The following is a 21,696-nucleotide window of genomic DNA, read 5'->3' on the forward strand; positions in this document are numbered from 1 at the left end:
GGCAATCTGCCGCAACTGGATGAATATGTTTGGTTGAAACGCGTTTCGTACCACCCCACATATTGATCCCGAGAGGAGACGCCCCACGTTGCCGCATAGCGGGACCGGCGCGTCTTGCCAAAAAAGGAAAAGAGCATGCAAGAACCGTTGAGTTCATCCTATCCCGTCCTGCCGCTGCGCGACATTGTGGTGTTTCCGCATATGATCGTGCCGCTGTTTGTAGGCCGCGATAAATCCGTCCGCGCCCTTGAAGAGGTGATGCAGGACGACAAACAGATTTTGTTATCCAGTCAGGTTGACCCCAGCGAGGATGACCCGAAAGAAGACGGCATTTACCGCGCAGGCGTGTTGGCCAATGTGTTGCAACTGCTGAAACTGCCCGACGGCACCGTGAAAGTGCTGGTCGAAGGCCGTGCGCGTGTGAAAATCACCGATTTTGTTGAAAATGACAGCTTCTTCGAGGCGTCGTGCCAGTATCTGACCGAAACCGAAGGCGACCCTGCTGAGGTTGAAGCGCTGGTGCGCAATGTGTCGGCAGAATTTGAACGCTACGCCAAGGTCAAGAAAAACATCCCCGAAGAGGCGATGGCCGCTGTTGGTGATGCGACTGAGCCTGCGAAACTGGCTGACTTGGTTGCCGGGCATCTGGGTATTGAAGTGGACCAAAAGCAGGGGCTTTTGGAAACGTTATCGGTGTCAGAGCGCCTGGAAAAGGTCTTTGGCATGATGCAGGGCGAAATGTCCGTGCTGCAGGTCGAGAAAAAGATCAAGACCCGCGTCAAAACCCAGATGGAGCGCACCCAACGCGAGTATTATTTGAATGAGCAGATGAAGGCCATTCAGAAAGAACTTGGCGATGGCGAAGAAGGCCAGAACGAGGTTGATGAGCTAGAGGCGAAAATCGCCGAAACCAAGCTGTCAAAAGAGGCCCGCGAAAAGGTCGATGCGGAGCTGAAAAAGCTCAAGAATATGTCGCCGATGTCAGCGGAAGCGACTGTTGTGCGCAATTATCTGGACTGGGTTTTGGGCGTGCCATGGGGCGTGAAATCACGCACCAAGAAAGATCTGCACAAGGCGCAAGAGGTGTTGGATAACGATCACTATGGCCTTGAAAAGGTCAAGGAACGGATCGTTGAATACCTCGCGGTGCAGCAACGCTCGAAAAAGCTCAAAGGCCCGATCATGTGTTTGGTCGGCCCGCCGGGTGTGGGTAAAACATCGCTTGGGAAATCTGTCGCAAAGGCGACGGGGCGCGAATTTATTCGCATCAGCCTTGGTGGTGTGCGTGATGAAAGTGAAATCCGCGGTCACCGCCGGACCTATATTGGTTCCATGCCCGGTAAGATCATTCAGGCGCTGAAAAAGGCGAAAACCACGAACCCGCTGATCTTGCTCGATGAGATCGACAAGATGGGGCAGGACTTCCGGGGTGATCCCGCATCTGCGATGTTGGAAGTGCTTGATCCGGAACAAAACGCGACTTTCGTCGATCACTATCTCGAAGTTGAATATGACCTGTCCAACGTGATGTTCCTGACGACTGCGAACTCTTACAACATGCCGGGGCCTTTGTTGGACCGGATGGAGATTATTTCGCTCTCTGGCTACACAGAGGACGAAAAGGTTGAGATCGCAAAGCAGCACTTGTTGCCGAAGGTCATGAAAAACCATGGTCTAAAGGACAAGGAATTTTCGGTCGCCGATGACGCATTGCTGGCGATGGTGCGGGTCTATACCCGCGAGGCTGGCGTGCGGAACATGGAGCGGGAACTGGCCAAAGTGGCGCGTAAAGCCGTTACAATGATTGTAAAGAAAGAGGCGGATATCATCAACGTGACCGCTGGCAATCTGAACGATTTCTTGGGCGTCGAAAAGCACCGCTTTGGGCTGGCAGAAGAAAGTGATCAGGTTGGTGTTGTTACCGGTCTGGCGTGGACCTCTGTTGGTGGTGAGTTGCTGAATATCGAAGCGCTACGCTTGCCCGGCAAAGGCCGGATGAAGACCACGGGTAAGCTGGGCGATGTGATGAAGGAATCGATTGATGCGGCGTCATCTTACGTGCGGTCCATCGCACCCGAAATTGGTGTGAAACCGCCGAAGTTCGATACAATCGACATCCACGTGCACGTGCCGGATGGGGCAACGCCAAAGGATGGTCCAAGCGCGGGTCTGGCGATGGTAACCTCTATCGTGTCGGTGTTGACGGGTATCCCAGTGCGCAAAGACATCGCCATGACAGGCGAGGTGTCGTTGCGTGGTAACGCAATGCCCATCGGCGGTTTGAAGGAAAAACTGCTGGCTGCACTGCGCGGTGGGATCACAACCGTTCTGATCCCGCAGGACAATGCCAAGGATCTGCCGGAAATCCCGGACAACGTGAAAGAAGGGCTGACGATCATCCCTGTCATCCATGTGTCCGAGGTGCTGGAACATGCACTTGTCAGCAAACCGGAAGCGATTGAGTGGGATGAGGCCGCAGAAGAAGCCGCTGCTGCCGCACTCAAAGCGCAATCAGCAAGTGAAGGCGCGCGCGCGCACTAACGCCTGGTGTTGCTAAACAATAAGAAAGGCGTCCCGGCGAAGGCTGGGGCGCTTTTTATTTTGCTATCTGCTTGACCTTCGCGGCTGCACGCGCGGTAGTACGCGTGAAACATGAAAGGATCATGATGATGGCACAACAACCCGACGACACGGACACCAACCTGATAAAGAAACCGGAATTGCTTGATGAGGTGGTCTTGCGGACCAACCTGAAAAAACGCGATGTCAAACCAACCGTCGAAGCCGCGCTTTCGGTCATTGGGGATGCCTTGCGCGATGGGGCCGATATCAACGTGCCGCCATTGGGCAAACTGCGCGTGGTAAAGTCCAAGACGCTTGAAAATGGGGCCTCGGTCATGACGCTCAAGTTGCGTACACCAAAGAACGCGTCACAGGCGTGGGTCGCCGGTGACGATGCCTAGCATATTGTGACGATTAGATATCCCAATGATCTATCCCGAACTTTATATTCTGCGCCACGGTGAAACCATCTGGAACGCCGAACACCGCATGCAGGGCGAATTGAACTCGCCACTGACCGAAAAGGGTATGCGCGACGCGGCACGACAGGGTGCTATTCTGTCTGGGATCAATTTGAACGGCTTCACTTTTCTAAGCAGCCCACAGGGACGCGCTTTTCAAACAGCGGGGATTGCGCTTGCTGGTATTGCGGATCACATCCGCACCGATGACCGCTTGCGCGAGATTGGGGTGGGCGATTGGTCAGGTCTTTTGCGTGACATATTACCAAGCCCCCAAAGCCCACATACCTCGCAGTACGAGATTGCCCCAAATGGCGAGGGCTTTCCACGTCTCAAACTGCGCTGCCGTGCATTTTTGGCAGATTTGCAAGGGCCAGCGGTGCTTGTTACGCATGGGATCACCAGCAGCATGATCCGTGGTTTGGTGGTTGGCGAAAAAGCGCATGCCGTACCGGACACACATGGCGGGCAGGGGCGTGTCTATCATCTGAAAGATGGGGATCAATTCCTGTTGGAATGAGGCTTGCACTGTGCGCACGGCTGGTCTAAATGATGCGACGTCGGGTGATTAGCTCAGTTGGTAGAGCGCTTCCTTTACACGGAAGATGTCGGGAGTTCGAGCCTCTCATCACCCACCAAATTTTCTGCGCAATGTATCAGGTGATTACATAGTTAGCACAGTTTTACGTGCAGCTTATGATTATTCATCCGCTGCATTCAGACATCTTTCAATGATGACTAATTCTACATCTGTCTCGCTTGGCTTCCAAAATGACCAAGTAGAGTGTCGAACGGATTTGAGTATTTGCCACCAACGCTATCGAGCAAGTATGGATAGAAGATTGGCGTAGTCATCCGTCCAAAGGCGTTTTCCATCACTTACAAGCGGTTGCCAAGGCCCGGTTGTGTAGAGGTCTACCAAATCAGAATCTGCATTTGCCATTATCACCACGCGAGACGCAGAATTGTCGGCTGACTGTGGCTCGCCTTTATAGCGTTGAATGTGAGAAACGAGGCCCAGATCGTTCGCACTGCGTGCCAAAGGCAAAGAAAGGTCGTAGTAGCGGTTGGATATATGCAACACCAACACACCATCGTCTGTCAAACGAGAGCGGTACAGCTCTATCGCTTCGTTCGTTATGAGGTGAACAGGGACAGCATCCGATGAATACGCATCGATCAGCAATATATCATAGCGGATATCAGACTGAGCCTCGAGAACTAAGCGTGCGTCGCCTATATGCGTTGGCGCCAGAGGCGCGCATTTGGACATGAAAGTGAAATAGCGCGGGTCACGTGCAATTTGATCAACCATTGCATCAATTTCGTAGAATTGCCAACTCTGGCCCGGTGTTGCATAGCAAGCAAGCGATCCGATCCCAAGACCGACAATACCGATATTTTCGGCAGCTTTACCAAACTCCGAAGTCATAATCTGGGCCATAGGCGCATCTGGGTGATAGTAGGCAATCGGGGTTGGACGACTGTCTTGCTCAAAATCAGAGAGAAGTTGAGCGCCATGAATCGTTGTTCCATTCTGGTACTTTCGCAACTCATCGCGATCAACGACCAGATGCAGTCCAAAAAAGCTTCTGTCTTGGAACACATTTTCTTCTACAGAGAGCAATCTTCCAAAAACCAGGACAGTGCTAAGAACAAGAAATGTCATCGCGGCTTGCTTTCGGAAAAGAAACAAAGCGCCAAGCAGTATGGTTGCGAATAGTACATATGTCAGTAGACCGCCGAACGTTGCTGAAAACAGAAATGGCGAAACAACCGCTGCGCAGGCAAGCAATCCATACGCCAGATTTCGGATATTGGGCCAGCGGGCATATGAAAGAAGAAGGGCGGCGCCCAGCAATGTAGTAACCGCCAGTTCGTCAAGCTGCACAAAAAGCACTGGGGCGAGGATTGAATTAAATAATCCCCCTAGCGCGCCGCCGATCGACATTGTGAGGTAAAAGGCAGTGAGGTTCTCTTTTGCTGGGCGCGCTTCATACAATGCTCTGTGTATCCGCAAGGCAACAAAGAAGAAGCCGAACAAAAGCAACGAAGATACATATATCGCTGTACTAACTTTATCCGCGCCCGCAGCGATTATGGCAATGACACCCAGGGAAATGATGAAAAGCCAGTTGAGTGTGGCATCAGACATCCAGAAATTGTTTGTGAAAGATAGAACGAATGTAAGCAAAAAGAGAGATAGCGGCAAAACCCAGACTAAGGGAAAAGATCCAAGATCGGTGCTTATCTTTGTTGTGACTGCCAACATTAACGACGATGGGATGAACGCCAGAAAAAGCCACCAAAGATAGCTGCTTAAGAGCGGCTTGGTGATCGCATCGGTATTTTGCGATGTTGTCTTTTCACGCCGCGCTGCAAACCCGCTGAAAGCCAAAAAGATGCCTAGCAAAACAAAGCCAACTGCCCAGCTTGAACCAATTTGTGTTGCGCCAAAAAATGGTTCTGCGGCTAGTGGGAATGCTAACAGCGCGATTAATGAGCCGAGGTTGGACGCACCATACAAAAAATATGGGTCGTCAGCTGATGGTCCATCACTCCTAGCATACCAGCTTTGGATGAGTGGCGCATTCGCCGACAACACGGCAAATGGAAGGCCGACACCTACAGCAAAAAGGGCAAGTGTTTGCTGTGCCACGGGGATGTTAGGCTCCAAACGCCAACCTGCCTCAACGGAAAGCGGAAGAAAAAAGAGCGCTGCCACCCATAACGCCATGTGGAGGCCCACCTGAGCTGCAATCGGTAAATATTTTGTAGATAAATGGGCGTACAGATAACCAGCAATAAGTACGGTTTGAAAGAACAGCATTGCTGTCGTCCATACGGCTGGCGCACCGCCTACCAGTGGCAACACGATTTTTGTAAAAAGCGGCTGCACAAAGAAGAGCAGCGACGCTGACAAAAAAATGGTAACCGTGAATAACACCGGCGTTAGCTTGAGATGTGGCATTCGGCTAGAGGCACGCATTAGGGACATTAAGATACTTTCGTGATATTCTCTTCGAAGCTGACATCTCTAAAATGAGTTTTATGTCGGAAATTCATAGATAGTATCAAACTATGCAGGTTTGGAAGAGGCTTTTTGCACAGGCATTATAGACGTAACTTAGTAATCTGGGCGAGTGTCAGAAATATGCCATAGGTAGATATAAGAATCTTCTAATCTAGGAGCTTGTGATGAGCTGTAACCCCGCAATAGACCCCGATTGCTCAACCGGTGATGCCGTTGATGCAATCGAAACCGTGATTGCCCCGCGTGCCCGTGATTTGGGTGGATTTGAAGTGCACCGTACGTTGCCGGCGCCGCGTCTTTAGATAGTTGACTTTGTTCGTTGATCAGATGAGCGCAGCCGAATTCTTCTCGCAGATCACCACTCATATAGGTGCGCCGACATACTTTTCATCACTCTTGTTGCGGGTTGTCAGGAAGCCAACAGATTTCGTAGCCACGGCAGACATATTGCAAAGGGAAGCTTTCCAGCACGGTTGCATTCCCGACACAGAGACAAGTTTCGACAGTAGTCACTTCCATATTCTGTGCCATGGTCTGCCGTTCATAACGGGCGAATGGCCACAAGCTTAAAGATACTGCTATCGCTCCGCCAATTATGATCGATTTCATCTGGTGTCCTTCGCACGCTGTAACGTAGCCGTAATTTTAATACCGGTGTGTTGATCGGGTTTCTTCACACTATCACAGCTGAAGCGGTTTTGTTCTTGTTTCAGCTGCAAAGCAATGCTTTGAAATCACGCGTCAAAGCGCCATCACTAGATTGGACGCTGTTTTGTTCAGCAATGACGTGCGAAACGCGAACCCGTTGGTCTAGTCACTAATATAGAGGAACTGCCCGATTGTCAGGTTATGTTTGTGCAATTACGCACAAACTCTCTTCGTGTGGCGCCATACCAATAATTTTCGCACGTGTTATCATCATATCAATATATCAAATGGAGAGAGTTGATGAGCTGGAACCCCGCATTAGACCCCGATTGTCCAACTGGTGATGCCGTTGATGCAATCGAAACCGTGATTGTCCCGCGTGCCCGTGATTTGGGTGGATTTGAGGTTCGCCGTGCGTTGCCAGCGCCGCGTCGTCAGATGGTGGGTCCCTTTATTTTCTTTGATCAGATGGGTCCGGCTGAATTTGTCACGGGGCAGGGCATTGATGTGCGCCCGCACCCGCATATCGGTTTGGCCACGGTGACCTATCTGCATCGCGGGTCCATCCACCATCGTGACAGCCTTGGCACTGATCAATGGATCGAACCCGGTGCCATGAACCTAATGATTGCAGGCCATGGAATCACCCATTCGGAACGGATGGATGGTGAGGCGCTTCAAAAGCCACAGAGCTTGTTTGGTATTCAGTCCTGGATTGCCCTGCCGAAGGGCGCAGAGGACAGCGAGGCGGCCTTTATACATGCCCCCAAGGGTGATCTGCCCATGTTGGAGGGCGAGGGCAAGCAGGTGCGCCTGATCATGGGGGATGCTTACGGCGAACGTGCGCCGGTCGAAACACCGTCTGAGATGTTCTATCTGGATGCCATGCTTGCGCCGGGGGCGGGATTGCCGTTGCCTGATAATCACGAGGACCGCGGTGCTTATGTGCTTGAAGGTGCTGTCGAAATCGCTGGCGAGACTTATGACGAAGGCCGCATGATGGTGTTTCGTCCCGGTGATCGCGTCAGTATGAAAGCGGGTCCGCAAGGTGCGCGCGTGATGCTGCTGGGTGGGGCCACGATGGAAGGTGAGCGGTATATCTGGTGGAATTTCGTGGCGTCCAGCAAGGAGCGGATTGAAGAGGCGAAAGAGGCCTGGCGCGCGGGGGATTGGCAAAATGGCCGCTTTCAATTGCCGCCCGGCGATGATGCGGACTTTATTCCGCTGCCCGACCGCTAAGGGCGCTTGACGGGGCGCTTCGGCGGACTTAGAAGCGGCGCACGTTTGGTAGCAATACTGAACAAGCAGATGCGCGGTTGTAGCTCAGCTGGTTAGAGTACCGGCCTGTCACGCCGGGGGTCGCGGGTTCGAGCCCCGTCAACCGCGCCACTGCCTTTTCCGTGGACATTGCTGGTCATGCAACGGTTTTTACGGCCTTTTGCCGAATTTGGCCTGATAGCAGGTAAATGCCGTCGTTTTGTGGTGTTTGGCTGATACAGAACCCGTACAGATTGCGTACACAACCTGTACATACAGATGTACGCGTCGGGCACCGTTAACGCGGCGTGTGGCGCTAAATCTTAATGATCCGTGAATTCCGAGATGACGGAAGTACAAAAACAGGCCCGCGACGCCGATTTGACGTTGACGCCCCGCGCTTGCGCGACTATCCCGCCCGATACGCGCGGTTGTAGCTCAGCTGGTTAGAGTACCGGCCTGTCACGCCGGGGGTCGCGGGTTCGAGCCCCGTCAACCGCGCCACTTTTCCTGATTTGTTTGCGTTGTACTGTGTCGCTTCGAAAGATCGGACGCATTCGCGTCGCGCATAACCGTAAGGAGCTTTGCTGCATGTTTACCGCTATTGAACAGATTGACGTCATCCTAAGGGCCATAGCGCTTTCGACTGTTGCGGTGTGCTGGGTTGTCGTCGTGGTGCGTTACGTGGGTTTGCGTGCCTTTTCAAAAATGACAGCGTTTGATTTTGTGGTCACGGTTGCCATCGGTTCACTTTTGGCGGGGGCCAGTCAGGCGACATCATGGGCCGGGTTTGTGCAGGCGGCAATTGCAATCGCCAGTCTTTTGCTGGTGCAAATGATTGTCGCACGCCTGCGGGTGTCATCTGACAGTTTTTCCAACACAATCCAGAACGCGCCTGTTTTACTGATGGAAGATGGTGAGATTATTGATGCCGCACTTGATCACACCCGGGTGACCCGTGACGACCTGATCGCCAAACTGCGCGAGGCCAATGTGTTGGCCCTGTCTGATGTCAGAGCCGTGGTGCTGGAAACCACTGGTGACATTTCGGTATTGCACGGATCCGAACTGGATGACGTATTGGTGGCAGATGTGAAGCGCATTGCGCGCTAGGCGTTTTGTTTGCGCCAAAGCCGGCTGCCAAACGGAAAAGCCCCCGACGTCGGTCGGAGGCTTGGCAGGAACGACAAAGCGGCTGTTTGCCTAGTTTCCGTCCATATCTTTGGGCGCCATGCGGTAAATCTCACCACTGTCGACGGCTGCATAAAGTGCGCCATCGGGCCCTTGGACCAGCGACCGAAAGCGCGCAGATGGCATTGGTAGTGTCATTTCGGTCACGTCAACAACAGACAGATCAGGGCCGAGTTCTATAACGTCAATCCGCTGTCCGATTGGTGTGCCGCCAAAGCCGATCCCCATAATGCCGACAAGCAGATTGCCGTCCCAGTCGCCCCATTGATCCCCGGTAATGAACGTGCCCGAAGAGGTGCCTTGCGACCAACCATTATTCGTCCAGATTGGCGGCATCGCGTCAGGATAGGTTTCGAAATCTGTCATTGGCATGAACGCCGCCCGTTCAAAGCGGTTCATCCCGACGCCCTGATTTGGCATATACCCGCAGTAATTGTCAGGACAATCGCCGCGGCCCGCCATATTGGGGCGCGGATCCCAGCCGCCATTCCCGCCATTTTCAAGCACGGTAATCTCGTCTGAATGCCAGGGCCCGTGTTCCATGATGATCGGTGTGTTGTTTTCAGGATGGAACGCGATGCCCTGCACGTTGCGATGCCCGTAGGTATAGGTCCGCTGATCGAACCCTTCGGGTGGGTTATTGTCGGCGGCGGCATTGCCGTCCGTGTCAATCCGCAGAATTTTGCTGCCCATCATGGTTGGGCTTTGCGGCACCTCGCCGTTGTGGTTATCGCCGGTGGTGACGTACAAAAAGCCATCGCCCGGACTGAACCTGATCCGACCACCATTGTGTGCGCCCGGCCCGCCAAAGGGGTGATCACTTGCGGCAACTTTGTAAGGAATATCTGTCACGATATCGGTGCGATCAGACACCCCACTAAAGTCGTCTGCAACCGTCAGTCGCATCACGCGGTTCGTCTGTGGTTCAGACAGGTTGGATGTCGAGAAAACATAGATCTGTCTGTTTTCGGCAAAATCCGGGTCTACCGCGACGCCGTTCATTCCTGCTTGCCCTTCGCAGAACAAATCGTCAGCCGTTGTTGCATAGCTGTCGGTTCCGGTCATCCCAAGCAGTTCATTCACCTCGCCTGTGGGCATCAACACCGAAAGGCCTTCGCATTTTTCGGTGAAGAACATTGTACCGTCATCCAAAAATGCCATGTCCCACGGATCGGTCAAACCTTCCAGATGGATGCTTTCTTCAAGGTTTGTTGTGTTCATCCCGCTTTGCGCCATGGCAGGCGATACGAGTGCGGTGGTCGCTACTATCGCCAAGGCCGCAGAAATCGACCGGCTTTGACGCGCTGGAATTGATGTCGGTGTCATAGAATATCCTCCCTTAGATGCGTACAACTGTGCCTAATCCAACGCGATGGTTGCTCGATCGTTCCATGCACACAACTTTTGGGCGAAAATTTGCTTTTACGACGTCATTTGATGAAGGATCCGTGCCCAGCTTCTGATACCTTTGTGGAAGGATGACAGATCGTATTTTTCGTTGGGCGAGTGGATTTGATCATCGTCCTTGCCAAAGCCGATCAGCATCGCGTCCATATTCAGGATATCCTTGAAATACCCTGCAATCGGGATGGATCCGCCGCTGCCCACATAGGCCGCAGCATTGGGCCATTCGTCGGAGAGCGCTTTGCGTGCTTGGTCAAAAGCCGGATGTGTTGTGGTCATTTGGCCTGCCGCACTGGCCCCGTGGTCGCTGAAGCTGACCGTGCAATCGGCGGGCAGCATGTCTTGCACCATTTTGCGGAAGTTTTCACGGATTTTAAGCGGGTCTTGCGTGCCGACAAGGCGGAAGCTGATTTTGGCAGAGGCCTCGGACGGCAGCACCGTTTTGAACCCGTCGCCGGTGTAGCCGGACCACAGGCCGTTTACTTCGCAGGTGGGGCGTGACCAGATCATTTCCAGTGGCCTGCGCCCGACTTCGCCTGCCGGTTCGGACAGGCCGACGTCGCCCAAGAAATCTTTGTGATCGAATTTCAGGTCGTCCCATGCGGCGGCCAATTCGTTGGAAAGCTCGGGCACGCCATCGTAGAAGCCGGGCACGGTGATGCGCCCATTGTCATCGTGAAGTGCGGCAATGATGCGTGCAAGCACCCGCGCGGGGTTCATCGCCAGCCCGCCGTACATGCCTGAATGCAGGTCTTTGTTTGGCCCGGTGATGGTCAGTTCTTCGCCTAAGAGACCGCGCAGTTGTATGATGATTGCAGGCGTGCTGTCGCCGTAAAGGCCGGTGTCACAGATCAGTGCGATATCGGCGGTCAGTTCGTCACGGTTTTCTTCCATGAACGGTGTCAAGGAAGGCGAGCCTGATTCCTCTTCGCCTTCGAAGAAGATCGTGATGTTGGCGGGCAGGGATCCATGTTCTGCTTTCCAGGCGCGGCAAGCCTCTACGAAGGTCATCAATTGTCCCTTGTCGTCGGAAGAGCCGCGACCGCGGATCACCTGGCCTTTAGCTGTGTCTTCGATCTGTGGATCAAATGGATCACGGCCCCATAACTCAATCGGGTCAATGGGTTGCACGTCGTAGTGGCCGTAAAACAGGATGTGCGGACCATCGCCACCGGTGTGTGCCACGACCATCGGATGGCCGGGTGTCGGGCGTTTTGATGCTGCGAACCCGATGGATTGCAGGTCCGCGACCAACCAGTCTGCGGCAGTGTCGCAATCGCCCTTATAGGCGGGATCGGTAGAGATGGAGGGGATGCGCAACAACGAAAGCAGGCGTTCGGTTGCTTGGGGCAAGTCGGCGTCAATACGGGCGAGGACGGGATCAAGGGACATGGTTGTTACCTGTTCTGTAAGGATTTGCCGTAACGTTGTCGGTATTGGGGGATAGGTCAATGGTGCAAAACGAAGGGGGGCTGCCCGGTGGCGACGCCCAATCCCGCCGTTTGATGGAGCATGGAAAATAAATAGTTTGGATGTTTCTGCGCCACCTTTGATGCAAATCAATGAAGTGTGTCGTCAGACCTTTCATCAATGGGGTGAGGCGTCGCGACACTTTGTAACGGCTTGTCCGTCGCTGTCGCGCCCTATATGAGGCTTAGAACGATTCAAAGACCGCTAGACCGTGTGGTTTTTGTACCGAAATAAAGGACGAACGACGTGGACTATAACGCCCGGTTGGACACAGCGATTGAACGTTTGCACGAAGAAGGCCGCTACCGTACTTTCATCGATATTGAGCGTAAGCGCGGCCAGTTTCCCCATGCAACATGGCGCAAGCCGGATGGATCAGAGACACCCGTAACCGTGTGGTGTGGTAATGACTATCTTGGTATGGGGCAGCATCCTGCCGTTCTGGCCGCGATGCATGAAGCGATCGACGCAACCGGCGCGGGGTCTGGCGGGACGCGCAATATCTCGGGCACGACTGTTTATCACAAGCAGCTTGAGGCTGAATTGGCTGATTTGCATCGCAAGGAAGCGGCGTTGCTGTTTACCTCTGCTTATATTGCAAACGATGCGACGCTGAGCACATTGCCAAAGCTTTTCCCGGGTCTGATTATTTATTCCGACGCCTTGAACCATGCGTCGATGATTGAAGGTGTGCGCCGCAACGGTGGGGCCAAGCGCATTTTCCGTCACAATGATGTTGAACATCTGCGCGAACTGCTTGCCGCGGATGATCCTGACGCGCCAAAGGTTATTGCGTTTGAATCGATCTATTCGATGGATGGTGACTTTGGCCCGATTGAAGCGATTTGCGATCTGGCCAATGAGTTTGGCGCACTGACCTATATCGACGAGGTGCATGCCGTTGGCATGTATGGCCCGCGTGGTGCCGGCGTTGCAGAACGTGATGGTCTGATGGGCCGCATCGACATTATCAATGGCACACTGGCCAAGGCTTATGGTGTGATGGGTGGCTATATCGCCGCGAGCGCGAAAATGTGTGATGCGATCAGGTCTTACGCACCGGGGTTCATCTTTACCACATCGCTGCCGCCTGCTGTTGCCGCAGGTGCTGCGGCCAGTGTCGCACATCTTAAAACGGATCAGGCGCTGCGCGAGCAGCATCAGACGCAGGCGAAAATCCTGAAACTGCGCCTGAAAGGGATGGGCCTGCCTATCATTGATCATGGTAGCCATATCGTGCCGCTGATCGTTGGCGATCCGGTCCACACAAAGAAATTGTCGGATATGTTGCTGTCTGAATTCGGCATTTACGTGCAGCCGATCAACTTTCCGACGGTACCGCGTGGAACGGAACGTTTGCGTTTTACCCCATCACCAGTTCACGGACCGCGTGAAATGGATGCATTAGTAGGCGCTTTGGACGGACTTTGGTCACACTGTGCGCTAAATCGCGCTGAACTGGCCGGTTAACGCTATATACACCTGTGCATAACTTTACTTGTCGTGTTATTTAGGACGCAGGCGGCCTTACTGTTTCGATTCGTTGCACAAAGGGCGCTTAGGGGCATTAAGCGACGGGACAGTCGATGATCGGGAAGACCTTCAAGCGCGCGGACGCATCGGAGGACGTGCAAGCCGCAGGCTTTGACGCTTATGATGTGCGTCTTGGTGATCTGATGCGTGGCGAACGTGCGACGATGGGCAAAAGCCTTTTGGATGTGCAACGCGAGTTGAAGATCAAAGCCGCCTATATTGCCGCTATTGAAAACGCTGATCCATCTGCTTTTGACACGCCCGGATTTATCGCAGGCTATGTGCGGTCTTATGCGCGATATCTTAACATGGATCCGGATGACGCCTTTGAGGCGTTTTGCGACGAAAGCGGGTTTGTCACAGCGCATGGGATGTCTGCCGAAGCATCGTCGCTGAAGGGCAAGTCGTTTGATCCGACAGCGACCCCATTGGGCAAAGATATTTTTTCGTCTTCAGCAACCCCCTTTATTCCAGCAGGAGAGGCCGTTTTATCGAGTGTTGAACCTCGGGCCATCGGATCGGTTGTGGTGTTGGTCGCTTTGATCTGCGGCTTGGGCTATGGCGGCTGGACTGTCTTGCAGGAAGTGCAGAAAGTGCAGTTTGCGCCAGTTGAACAGACACCTGTTGTGCTGTCTGACCTTGATCCTTTGGCCGGCGCTGGCAATGCCATCCAACCAAGCGATCCATTGGCTGATTTTAATGCGCCGTCGCGTCAGGCATTGGACCGGCTTTATCGCCCGCAAGCGTTGGACGTGCCTGTTTTGGTGGCCCGCGACGCCCCGATTTCGACACTTAGCCCCGGCACGATTGGCGCGCTTGTGCCTGATGCTGGCGTGCCGGTCTTGCCAGAACTGACTGTGGCCGACCTTGATCTGCCAGCACCACCTGCCATTCAGGTTGTGGAACCTGATGTGCCGGAGTTGCAACTTGTTGCTGTTCGTCCTGCTTGGGTGCGGGTCCGTTCGGCAGATGGGACCGTTATCTTTGAAGGTGTGATGGAGCCGGGCCAAAATTTTGTCGTGCCATCCACCGAAGAACCGGCAACTTTGCGTGTTGGTGAAAGCGGTGCGATGTATTTTGCCGTGAATGGCGTGCATTACGGCCCTGTGGGGCCAGCAGGTGTTGTGACATCGAATGTTGCACTGACAACGCAAAGCCTGACCGAAACCTATGCGGTGGCCGATCTGAACGCCGACACTGATCTGGCTGAGATCGTGAATGTGGCTGAGGTGACTGCGGGCGAATAACCGCAGCTGCACCACCTTGCTGTGCGCTGCTTTGCAGCTTAGGTTAAGCCCAAGAAAATTGCAGTCGAAAGCTGACCCAAATGTCTTTGAACCATATCCGCCCGTGGCGTAACATTTACCGCCGCACGTCGCGTCAGATCATGGTGGGCAATGTCCCTGTTGGGGGAGATGCGCCGATTTCAGTGCAGACCATGACCAACACGCTGACGACCGATGTGAAGGCGACGATAGAACAGGTTCAGGCGGCGGCGGATGCGGGCGCAGATATCGTGCGCATTTCGGTCCCGGATGAAGCGTCGAGTGCGGCGTTGAAACAAATCGTTCCGGAAGTTTCAGTGCCGATCGTCGCGGACATTCATTTCCACTACAAACGCGGGATTGAAGCGGCAGAGGCCGGGGCGGCTTGTCTGCGTATCAATCCCGGCAATATCGGTGACGAAAAACGCGTCAAAGAGGTGATTAAGGCCGCCCGCGATCACAACTGTTCGATCCGGATTGGTGTGAATGCCGGGTCTTTGGAAAAGCATCTGCTGGATAAATATGGCGAGCCATGTCCGGATGCGATGGTGGAAAGCGGCCTGGATCATATCAAGATATTGCAGGACAATGATTTCCACGAATTCAAGATTTCGTGCAAAGCCTCTGACGTGTTCATGGCTGCCGCTGCCTATCAGCAGCTGGCGGAAGCGACGGATGCACCGATCCACCTTGGCATCACAGAGGCCGGTGGCTTGATCAGCGGTACGGTTAAATCTGCGATTGGTATGGGCAATCTGCTGTGGATGGGTATTGGTGATACCATCCGCGTGTCACTGTCGGCTGATCCGGTTGAAGAGGTCAAAATGGGGTTTGAAATCCTCAAATCTCTTGGGTTACGCCACCGTGGTGTCAATATCATTTCCTGTCCGTCCTGTGCGCGGCAGGGGTTTGATGTGATCAAGACTGTAGAAGAGCTTGAAAAGCGGCTGGAGCATATCAAAACGCCGATGTCGCTGTCGATTATTGGCTGTGTGGTGAATGGCCCTGGTGAGGCGTTGATGACAGATGTCGGCTTTACTGGCGGCGGTGCCGGGTCAGGTATGGTTTATTTGGCGGGCAAGCAAAGCCATAAGCAATCTAACGCGGACATGGTCGATCATATTGTAGAGCAGGTCGAAAAGAAGGCCGCTGAACTGGAAGCGCAAAAGGATGTGGCTGCTGAGTAAGGTGGATCATGATCCACCTTACCTGATGGACCCGCAGTGATAGAAAGCAGCCCATGAGACGCTCTGACAGAGGTGATGTTGATCCATTCATCGTGATGGATGTGATGGAAGCCGCCCGCAAGGCTGAGGCTGCTGGACGTCACATTATCCATATGGAGGTCGGCCAGCCCGGCACAGGCGCACCGGAGGCCGCAAAGGCCAAGCTGATTGCCGATATGGCCGATCCGCTGGGTTACACTGTTGCGCTGGGTCTGCCAGAGCTAAAGGACCAGATCGCCCAGCATTATGCCGATTGGTATGGCGTCACGCTTGATCCGGCGCGCGTGGTCATCACCAGCGGCGCATCGGGTGCATTCCTGCTCGCGTTTTCGGCCCTTTTTGATAATGACGCCCGGGTTGGGTTGGGCACCCCCTGTTATCCGTCTTATCGCCAGATTTTGAAGGCGGTTGGCCTGTCACCCGTGGATATTCCCACCACCTTTGCACAACGGTTTCAGCCTTTGCCGACGGATGTGGCAGATCATGCGCTTGATGGGTTGATTGTGGCCTCACCAGCCAATCCTACGGGTACGATGCTGGACCGTGATGGTCTGGCGGATTTGGCGACGGCCTGTCAGGCCCGCGGCGCCGCCCTGATCTCGGACGAGATTTATCATGGGATCGACTATGATACTGCCCCGGTCAGCGCATTGCAGGTCACCGATGATGTCTATGTGGTGAATTCTTTTTCAAAATATTTTTCGATGACCGGTTGGCGCGTCGGTTGGATGATCGTGCCAGAAGATCATGTCCGACAGGTTGAGCGTCTGGCCCAGAATATGTTTATTTGCGCCCCGCATGCAGCCCAGCGTCTGGCCTTGCATGCAATGGATTGCACCGACGAGCTGGAGGCGAATAAGGCTGTCTATCGCGCCAATCGCACGTTGATGATTGAGGGGCTAAAGGCCGCTGGTTTCACCCGTTTTGCCCCGCCTGATGGGGCATTTTATGTTTATGTGGATGTGTCCGAGTATGCAGATGATGCGTTGGGATTCGCGGCTGATATTCTGGATCAAGCCGGTGTTGCTGTGACACCGGGCCTCGATTTTGATGCAGCACGCGGGCACCATTGGTTGCGTTTTTCGTATGCGCGATCAACGGCAGATATCGCCGAAGGGTTGGACCGTTTGGCGCAGTTTATGCAATGGCGTCGTTCATGATCCGTTGGCTTGTGGCTATGCTGTTTGCCGCAAATCTGGCCGCGGCGCAGGTGGCTGTTGATCCAGAGCGGACCAGCATCAGCGATGGCTGGTGGACGCTGGAGGTCGCCGTGGGCCTTGATCAAATCACCCCGTATCGGGTGTTCACCCTGGATGAGCCGCGCCGCTTGATCATTGATGTCGAAGGGGCATCCTTTGGTGATCTTGACGCATCGACGCTGTTGTCGGGGGACCGCGCCGCAGCTGTGCGCTTTGGCCCGCTGCGCCCGGGCTGGTCGCGCATGGTTGTTGATCTGGCAGAGCCATTGATGATTGCGCAGGCGAGCATGACTGCCGTGGGCGATGGCGTTGATCTGACGATTGTGTTGGAGCGCGCAACGCCTGAAAGTTTTGCTGCAAACGCAGGCGCGCCGCCTGATCCGGGATGGGATGTGATTACGGGGTTTGACCCAAAGGTCGCGCAAGAGCTTGCCCAGAGTGAAGACTTTGTCGTGGTGATTGACCCCGGCCATGGCGGGATTGATTCAGGTGCGGTGCGAGGTGGCATCAAGGAATCTGATTTGATGCTGTTGATGGCCACGGAATTGGCGGTGATGCTGAAGGCACAAGATGGTGTGCAGGCGGTGCTGACCCGTGATCAGGATATATTTGTGCCGCTGTCAGCCCGCATGACGCTGGCGCGGGAAGTGAGTGCGGATTTGCTGATATCGCTTCATGCCGATGCGTTGGAAGAAGACGACGCGCGCGGGGCGGCGGTCTATACGCTTTCCGTGGGTGGCGGTTCGGCGGCAGCACAGCGCAGTGTGGAACGCCATGAGCGTGGTGATTTGCTGGCAGGCGTTGATCTGGACGCCGCAGATGACAGGATAGCAACCGCGCTGATGGATCTTGCCCGCGCCGAAACGGGGCCAGAGGCGCGCCGGATCGCTGATGCTTTGGTGGCGTCGATGCAGGGGCAGGGTGTTTTGCTGAATTCAAACCCGCGCCGCGAAGGACAGTTTACCGTGCTGACCGCAGCGGATTTTCCCAGCATCCTGATTGAGGCCGGGTTTTTATCAAATGCCCAAGATCGCGCTGTCCTTGCCACCCCCGAAGGGCGCGCCAGAATTGCCCGCGCTATTCGCGATACGGTTGTTTTGCTTGCCCGCTAGCTGTCCGTGAATTGCGCCAGCCAAACCGTGTGATGCCCGCAAGTGGGATCTTCGGGCGTATAGCGCAACACTTTGAAACCGTGATCGGCCAACAGGCTGCGGTATTCATCAGGGGCAAGTGATGCATGGTAAATCGGTGCATCGGCGACGGTGCCAATCGCTTCGCCAGCGATATGCCCGGATGTGAACATCAGCGTGGCGCGCGGTGCGCAATGTGCGGCAAACCGTGCAAACATGCCCCGTTGATCATCCGCGCTGAGGTGAAAGAAACTGTCCCAAGCAAGAATGGCATCAAACGTCCGGTCAAGGTTCAAGGTGCGCATATCTGCCTTGATCACCTCTGCCTGCGGCAGGTTTTGGGCGTAAAGCTGTGTCATGGTATCGGTGGCATCAACGCCGGTCAGCGATGCACCCCTTTCGGCCATATATGTGGCGATGGGTTGTCCTGACCCGCAGCCCAGATCAAGCGCGCGCACGGTGCCGGACGCGCGCGGTGCGGCGGTCAGGAAACGGTCAAGCCATTGCTTTTCCATCAGGCTGCGGTTGCGTTGTTTGGCCCAAGTCTGGCCGACGCGTTCATAAGTGGGGATGACATCTTGTGCTTGCATGGTGCACGCAATGCCCGCAGATGAAAGCGATGGCAATGCCTGCTGAAAAAGTGACCGAACTGCAGGCATTTTCTGGCCGAACGCGGCATTTGGCCTTTTGACCGCAGCGCCGTGTCCGCGTATACACAAGGTCAAACAACAGGACTGGGTCATTATCCCGTGGTACGCTTTTTTCTTTCGTTTCTTGGCGGTCTTTTTACGCTACTGACCCTTGGTGCCATCATGGGCGCGCTGGCTATTGGCGGTGTGCTGTATCTTTATGGCCGCGACCTGCCCAGTTACGAGACGCTTTCGCAGTATACCCCCAAGACCATCAGCCGTATCTATTCCGGCGAAGGTCAGATCATTGATGAATTCGCCGTTGAACGGCGGTTGTTCACACCCGCCGAGGAAATTCCCGATATCGTCAAGCAGGCGTTCATTTCTGCGGAAGACAAGAATTTCTACGAACACTCTGGCTATGACGCCATGGGTATGGTGTCGGCCTTTGTTGACGCGGTGGAATCGCGTGGCGAAAATGTGCGTGGTGCATCGACCATTACCCAGCAGGTGATGAAGAACTTTCTGCTGGATGGGTCCCGGTCGGTCGAGCGTAAGATCAAAGAGATTATTCTTGCCGTCCGCATCGAAGGGGCGATGCCCAAAGAGCGTATTCTTGAACTGTACCTGAACGAGATTTTTCTGGGTCAAAACAGTTTTGGCGTGACCGCTGCTGCACTGACCTATTTCAACAAACCACTGACGCAGCTGACACCGGGCGAGGCGGCATATCTGGCGTCACTGCCCAAATCGCCCAGCAACCGCCACCCGGTCCGCGACCGTGATGCCGCAGTTTTCTGGCGCAACAACACCCTGCGCGAGATGTTCGAGAACGGCTATATTGATCAGGTCACCTACGACACTGAACGTAGTGCGCCGCTGTTGTCCGTGCAGGGCGGTGACTATGAAGATTTCCGCGACAGCCTGCCCGAACGTGACTACTTTACCGATGAAATTCGCCGTCAGTTAAGCCAGAACTTTGGCGAGGAAGAATTCTTTTCCGGTGGTCTGTCGATCCGCGCGACCGTTGACCCCGAATTGCAGGTCACAGCACGCCATTCGCTGCAACGCGCGTTGGAAGGTTATGACCGCGAGCAAGGCGTTTGGCGCGGGACGGGCGAGGTGATCGCCGAGGATGCATTGGGTGACGAGCAATGGCGCGTGGCCCTTGCCGGTACAAACGTGCCCCGCGACATTGATCTGGATGGCACATGGTATCCGGCTGTGATCCGTGATGTGGCCGAAAACACGCTGACCATTGGCATCGAAGGCGTTGAAGAAACCGAAGATGCGCCCTTTGTCGTGCCCCGCGTCGATATCCGCTGGCTGGTCGGTGACTTTTTCGACAACTTCACGCCCGGCGATGTTGTGCATGTGCGTCGCGTGCTGGACGGCGACGATAATTTTGAGCGTTGGTCATTGCGCCAGGTGCCCGAAGTGCAGGGTGGCTTTATGGCGATGGACGTCAATACCGGCCGTGTGATCGCGATGCAGGGTGGCTTTAGTTATCAGCATTCGGTGTTTAACCGTGCAACGCAGGCGCAACGACAACCCGGATCATCCTTCAAACCCTTTGTTTACGCAGCCGCATTGGACAGTGGATATTCGCCCGCGACGATCATTGTGGATGCCCCAATTACGATCAACACACCACAAGGCACATGGCGTCCGCGCAATGCGTCCAACCAGTTCTATGGCCCCACACCGATGCGCACGGGCATTGAACGGTCGCGGAACCTGATGACCATTCGTCTGGCGCAGGAAATCAGCATTGATACCGTGGGTCGCTATGCCGAACGCTTTGGTGTTTATGAAGATATGAACCGTGTGCTTGCGGCCTCGCTTGGGTCAGATGAGACCACGTTGTTCAAGATGGTCGCAGCTTACGCGATGTTCGCAAACGGGGGCGAGCGGGTAGAGCCGACTTTGGTTGACCGTGTGCAGGACCGCTATGGATATACCGTCTATCGCCATGATCAACGCACCTGTCTGGACTGCGATCAAACCAATCTGCCGGAAGGTGATGCGCCACGTATCATGACCAACCGTGACCGGGTGATGAATGAAATTACGGCCTATCAACTGACGTCGATGATGCGCGGTGTTGTGGACCGGGGTACGGCCAGCAGCACGGTAAACCTGCCGGTGCCGATCGCAGGCAAGACAGGTACCACCAATGATGCCAAAGACGTTTGGTTCGTTGGCTTTTCGTCCAACATCGTGGCCGGTTGTTACATTGGCTATGACACGCCCCGCAGCTTGGGCCGTGGGGCATCGGGTGGCGGGTTCTGTGGGCCGGTGTTCAATCGGTTCATGAGCGAGGCGATTGAGAAATATGGTTCTGGTTCATTCCGCACACCAGCTGACTGTCAGTTCATCAATATCGACAGGTTCAGTGGCGCGCGCCTGCCCGCGGGTGCGTCTGGCGACAATGTTGTGCGCGAATGTTTCCGCCCCGGCGAAGAACCTATTTTCGGCATCATGTTTGATGGTGGCTTTGCCATGGCAGCCGACCTGCCGCTGTTTCAGGAAGCGCAAAGCGCGCAGCGTGAGGTGACAACATCCACCGGTGAAACCGCGACTGTGGGCGAAAAGGCGACTTTTGGCACCTTGTCGTCGGGCGGTCTTTACTGACCCATGTGCTTGTGGCGCGCCTGCGGGCGCGCTAAGACCACCCCACTGAAAAT

At 54.6% G+C, this 21,696-nt stretch carries 16 protein-coding genes, 3 tRNA genes and 1 pseudogene; 15 read left to right on the plus strand and 5 right to left on the minus strand.

Features of this window, described 5'->3' with window-relative positions; all coding sequences use genetic code 11:
• Nucleotides 1–135 precede the first annotated feature (135 nt).
• The 4 genes from lon (at nt 136) to RCCS2_RS11875 (ending at nt 3,661) form a co-directional block, all read left to right on the plus strand.
• Nucleotides 136–2,541, plus strand: coding sequence for an endopeptidase La (gene lon / locus RCCS2_RS11860; protein WP_008234528.1), 2,406 nt, complete (start codon nt 136–138; stop codon nt 2,539–2,541).
• A 122-nt stretch (nt 2,542–2,663) separates the two neighbouring features.
• Nucleotides 2,664–2,963, plus strand: coding sequence for an HU family DNA-binding protein (locus tag RCCS2_RS11865; RefSeq protein WP_232204267.1), 300 nt, complete (start codon nt 2,664–2,666; stop codon nt 2,961–2,963).
• Nucleotides 2,964–2,988: 25 nt separating this feature from the next.
• Nucleotides 2,989–3,543, plus strand: a complete 555-nt coding sequence (locus RCCS2_RS11870; protein WP_008234530.1) for a histidine phosphatase family protein — start codon at nt 2,989–2,991, stop codon at nt 3,541–3,543.
• 42 nt (nt 3,544–3,585) lie between these two features.
• A tRNA-Val gene (locus RCCS2_RS11875) sits at nt 3,586–3,661 on the plus strand.
• A 179-nt stretch (nt 3,662–3,840) separates the two neighbouring features.
• Here the strand turns inward: RCCS2_RS11875 and RCCS2_RS11880 are convergent.
• On the minus strand, nt 3,841–5,994 hold the full coding sequence (locus RCCS2_RS11880; RefSeq protein ID WP_008234531.1) for a fused MFS/spermidine synthase: 2,154 nt from the start codon (nt 5,992–5,994) through the stop codon (nt 3,841–3,843).
• A gap of 227 nt (nt 5,995–6,221) precedes the next feature.
• Here RCCS2_RS11880 and RCCS2_RS11885 point away from each other — a divergent pair.
• Nucleotides 6,222–6,353, plus strand: a pseudogene (locus tag RCCS2_RS11885) (pirin family protein); the annotation flags it as partial.
• A 94-nt stretch (nt 6,354–6,447) separates the two neighbouring features.
• Here the strand turns inward: RCCS2_RS11885 and RCCS2_RS18405 are convergent.
• Nucleotides 6,448–6,666: a hypothetical protein gene (locus RCCS2_RS18405; protein ID WP_156788533.1), complete on the minus strand. Its 219-nt coding sequence runs from the start codon at nt 6,664–6,666 to the stop codon at nt 6,448–6,450.
• 339 nt (nt 6,667–7,005) lie between these two features.
• Between RCCS2_RS18405 and RCCS2_RS11890 the strand changes: the two genes are divergently transcribed.
• The 4 genes from RCCS2_RS11890 to RCCS2_RS11905 all read left to right on the plus strand — a co-directional run bounded on the left by RCCS2_RS11890 (nt 7,006) and on the right by RCCS2_RS11905 (nt 9,075).
• Nucleotides 7,006–7,944 (plus strand): pirin family protein, encoded by a 939-nt coding sequence (locus RCCS2_RS11890; RefSeq protein WP_008234533.1) that lies wholly within the window; start codon nt 7,006–7,008, stop codon nt 7,942–7,944.
• A gap of 73 nt (nt 7,945–8,017) precedes the next feature.
• A tRNA-Asp gene (locus tag RCCS2_RS11895) sits at nt 8,018–8,094 on the plus strand.
• A 295-nt stretch (nt 8,095–8,389) separates the two neighbouring features.
• A tRNA-Asp gene (locus RCCS2_RS11900) sits at nt 8,390–8,466 on the plus strand.
• Between the two features lie 87 nt (nt 8,467–8,553).
• Entirely contained in the window at nt 8,554–9,075 is a 522-nt protein-coding gene (locus RCCS2_RS11905) for a DUF421 domain-containing protein (protein ID WP_008234534.1), read from the plus strand.
• Between the two features lie 90 nt (nt 9,076–9,165).
• Here the strand turns inward: RCCS2_RS11905 and RCCS2_RS11910 are convergent, their stop codons facing one another.
• Both RCCS2_RS11910 and RCCS2_RS11915 read right to left on the minus strand, forming a co-directional pair.
• Nucleotides 9,166–10,479, minus strand: a complete 1,314-nt coding sequence (locus tag RCCS2_RS11910) for a PQQ-dependent sugar dehydrogenase (protein WP_050770815.1) — start codon at nt 10,477–10,479, stop codon at nt 9,166–9,168.
• A 96-nt stretch (nt 10,480–10,575) separates the two neighbouring features.
• Entirely contained in the window at nt 10,576–11,949 is a 1,374-nt protein-coding gene (locus tag RCCS2_RS11915; protein ID WP_037294159.1) for a M20/M25/M40 family metallo-hydrolase, read from the minus strand.
• Between the two features lie 324 nt (nt 11,950–12,273).
• Between RCCS2_RS11915 and hemA the strand changes: the two genes are divergently transcribed.
• The 5 genes from hemA to RCCS2_RS11940 all read left to right on the plus strand — a co-directional run bounded on the left by hemA (nt 12,274) and on the right by RCCS2_RS11940 (nt 18,362).
• Nucleotides 12,274–13,497, plus strand: coding sequence for a 5-aminolevulinate synthase (hemA, locus tag RCCS2_RS11920; RefSeq protein WP_008234539.1), 1,224 nt, complete (start codon nt 12,274–12,276; stop codon nt 13,495–13,497).
• A gap of 116 nt (nt 13,498–13,613) precedes the next feature.
• Nucleotides 13,614–14,807: a helix-turn-helix domain-containing protein gene (locus RCCS2_RS11925; RefSeq protein ID WP_008234541.1), complete on the plus strand. Its 1,194-nt coding sequence runs from the start codon at nt 13,614–13,616 to the stop codon at nt 14,805–14,807.
• An 80-nt stretch (nt 14,808–14,887) separates the two neighbouring features.
• The gene (gene ispG / locus RCCS2_RS11930) at nt 14,888–16,012 is read left to right on the plus strand and encodes a flavodoxin-dependent (E)-4-hydroxy-3-methylbut-2-enyl-diphosphate synthase (protein ID WP_008234542.1); all 1,125 of its coding nucleotides are present in this window, start codon (nt 14,888–14,890) and stop codon (nt 16,010–16,012) included.
• Nucleotides 16,013–16,065: 53 nt separating this feature from the next.
• Nucleotides 16,066–17,211, plus strand: coding sequence for a pyridoxal phosphate-dependent aminotransferase (locus RCCS2_RS11935; protein WP_037294079.1), 1,146 nt, complete (start codon nt 16,066–16,068; stop codon nt 17,209–17,211).
• A complete protein-coding gene (locus tag RCCS2_RS11940) occupies nt 17,208–18,362 on the plus strand; it encodes an N-acetylmuramoyl-L-alanine amidase (protein ID WP_037294080.1) in 1,155 nt (384 codons plus the stop codon). Before RCCS2_RS11935 ends, RCCS2_RS11940 begins: the two co-directional genes overlap by 4 nt.
• Here the strand turns inward: RCCS2_RS11940 and RCCS2_RS11945 are convergent.
• Nucleotides 18,359–18,970: a class I SAM-dependent methyltransferase gene (locus RCCS2_RS11945; RefSeq protein WP_008234548.1), complete on the minus strand. Its 612-nt coding sequence runs from the start codon at nt 18,968–18,970 to the stop codon at nt 18,359–18,361. The genes RCCS2_RS11940 and RCCS2_RS11945 overlap by 4 nt on opposite strands.
• A 159-nt stretch (nt 18,971–19,129) precedes the next feature.
• On the opposite strand from RCCS2_RS11945, the gene RCCS2_RS11950 reads away from it, so the two are divergent.
• Complete coding sequence (locus tag RCCS2_RS11950) at nt 19,130–21,643, plus strand: penicillin-binding protein 1A (RefSeq protein WP_037294081.1); 2,514 nt, start codon at nt 19,130–19,132, stop codon at nt 21,641–21,643.
• Nucleotides 21,644–21,696: the final 53 nt, after the last annotated feature.

The sequence above is a fragment of the Roseobacter sp. CCS2 genome (assembly GCF_000169435.1).
Classification (GTDB): Bacteria; Pseudomonadota; Alphaproteobacteria; order Rhodobacterales; family Rhodobacteraceae; genus Yoonia.